Source organism: uncultured Maribacter sp., from assembly GCF_947496775.1.
Taxonomy (GTDB): domain Bacteria; phylum Bacteroidota; class Bacteroidia; order Flavobacteriales; family Flavobacteriaceae; genus Maribacter_B.
This window is the reverse complement of the sequence record NZ_CANMDU010000034.1, coordinates 1-2,189: the sequence shown is the minus strand read 5'-3', so window position 1 is coordinate 2,189 and position 2,189 is coordinate 1. Positions and strand designations below refer to the sequence as shown.

Below are 2,189 nucleotides of genomic sequence, written 5' to 3'. Positions count from 1 at the left end.
GTAGAATATGATATTTACGGAAAAGTACGTAAGTTTGAAGGACGTTCTTTAACAGATTGTCCTTTTAGATACCAAGGACAGTACGAGGATGTAGAAACGGGACTTTATTATAATAGATTTAGGTATTACTCGCCTGATAGCGGAACTTACCTTTCAAAAGACCCTATCGGTTTAAATAGTAGGGAGTATAATTTATACGCCTATGTTTTCGACACCAATGCAATTATAGACCCTTTTGGTTTAGATTGGAATTATGTTTTAACAGATTCTAATGGAAGTTCTTATTATCACGGTAGAGCATCTGATAATGCTTCTATGGAAGACATAGCAAGAAGACATTCTAATACAACAGGAACTGATGGAGCAAGGTTTGGAGAGGGAGACACTTTACAAAGAAAAACAGGAGTTGGAACTGATCCAAATGCAGTAAGAGGTATTGAACAAAGAGGTATTGCTGAAAACGACTTATTAGGTAGAGGAAGTGATAAGGCTAGAGGTAATAAAATTAATGGTATTTCTGAAGCTAAACAAGGTAAAGCAAAAGGTAAACTTCGATTAAACGCAGCAGATGATATTTTAAATGTTAAAAAAGTAAGTGAGTTACCTACTTTGGATGAACTAAAATTTAAAGGAGGTTGTAATTGATGAAAGATATAGAAACAAAAGAATATCTAACGCACGATGAACTTATTGAGCGAATTTTTCAAGAATATAAAGAAAGTGATAAAACGAAATATACTTCATTGTTTCTATCTAGTTTTAGCAAGAATAAATTAAGTTTTAGAAGTGGTTTACCTGTATTTGCTATAATGCAAAGTTTTCCTAAACATTCTTTTACTGTAAGTGAAGATTCAGTTCCAAATAAGTCATTATTTGATAAAATGAGTGAAGAAGATAAGAAGTTCGTAATAAGTCGAACGCCTTGTAAATATTGCGCTTCACTTAAAAAAGTAAATTACAGAAAAGATTTTATTCTAGATTGTTTTTTAGAAATTGGAGGATTAATAGGTACAGATATTCAACACTATTACTGTTATTTATCAGAATCAAATAAATTAGAGGTAATTCAACCAACTGAATCCGATTTTAGAATTTTTTCAGAAATACTTACTATCCTCTTAGACGCAAATGAAAAAGATACCGTTAAAAAAACGATTCAATCAAAAATAGGTAAGATAAAAGGATTCAAATCAGATGCAGAACAAAGACAAGCATTATTAGAAACTTTAGGTTATTGTAGTATTTTAGAAACAAGCGAACATAAGGGCTTTCTTGAACATTATACTAATTTTGCATCTGCTCCTAAAAAAACACATAGTTCCGATTGGAAATATCCAGTCGATTTTTGGTTAGGTAAAGATGGAATTAATAAAGAAGCATTTAAGTTTTGGTTTGAGGAATATCCTCAATTAGAGAAATTTTGGAAGTAAAAAATAGATTTTATACTCAAAAACTTCCCCAACTAGTGGCGAGTATGAGTAAGAAATACAACCATAAAATAAAAACCACAGCGAGAGTTGTGTTTTTTTTTATGAAGCTAAGAGTTTATTTGCTTCTACTAGGATAATATAATTTATAATTAAAATATAGAAAACCTGTAGTACATAAAGAAAGAAGTAAAACTTTAGCTATTGCAATATTAATAGTATTACCATTTAAAACAGATAATGTAAATCCTAAACAAGATAGTATTATAACAAAAGGTGTTAGAATAAAAATAGAACCTATCCCAAAAGTTTTACTATACCAAGGTTTTAGAGGTTGCTTTAAAGCTACTTTAGTTCCTTTTTTAACTAGTTTTTTAATTTTTTTGTTTTCTAAAATAAAAGCTCTAATAGTTATTAAAATTGCAATTTTTCCTAATAGCTCCCACATAATATATTAAATTTAACGTTTAGCAATAAAAGCTTAAAATTACATAATACTTTGCAATTTCACTTGTTTTAAAAAAGCATCTAATAAAGCAAATACATGATTTTTATTCTCTGGCGAGAGCTGTTGTATGTCTTTTAAACGTTTTAAAGTTTCTTTATCTATTTGCTCGTACTCCCCCGCTCTCGCTAGTTTATAACTAGTGGCAGGTTTGTGTAAGAAACAACAGAAAAAAGAAATTACACCTATACGTGGTATGGTAATGGAATGTTAAAAGCCATTACACAACCAAACCACAAAACCATATCTTTTGAGTA

At 29.8% G+C, this 2,189-nt stretch carries 3 protein-coding genes; 2 read left to right on the top strand and 1 reads right to left on the bottom strand.

Translation table 11 applies throughout. From position 1 onward, the window contains the following. Positions 1-645 (top strand): RHS repeat-associated core domain-containing protein (locus Q0856_RS17910; protein ID WP_298507197.1); only part of this gene is annotated, 645 nt, incomplete at its 5' end. Beyond that, a complete protein-coding gene (locus Q0856_RS17905) occupies positions 645-1,430 on the top strand; it encodes a hypothetical protein (protein ID WP_298507196.1) in 786 nt (261 codons plus the stop codon). The genes Q0856_RS17910 and Q0856_RS17905, both read left to right, overlap by 1 nt. Before the next feature lie 115 nt (positions 1,431-1,545). Here the strand turns inward: Q0856_RS17905 and Q0856_RS17900 are convergent, their stop codons facing one another. Further along, positions 1,546-1,875 (bottom strand): hypothetical protein, encoded by a 330-nt coding sequence (locus Q0856_RS17900; protein ID WP_298507194.1) that lies wholly within the window; start codon positions 1,873-1,875, stop codon positions 1,546-1,548. Positions 1,876-2,189 lie beyond the last annotated feature (314 nt).

Bases quoted from the DNA above. Each gene is read 5' to 3' on its own strand.
- Q0856_RS17905 (WP_298507196.1), top strand. From the start codon at position 645: ATGAAAGATATAGAAACAAAAGAATATCTAACGCACGATGAACTTATT.
- Q0856_RS17900 (WP_298507194.1), bottom strand. From the start codon at position 1,875: ATGTGGGAGCTATTAGGAAAAATTGCAATTTTAATAACTATTAGAGCT.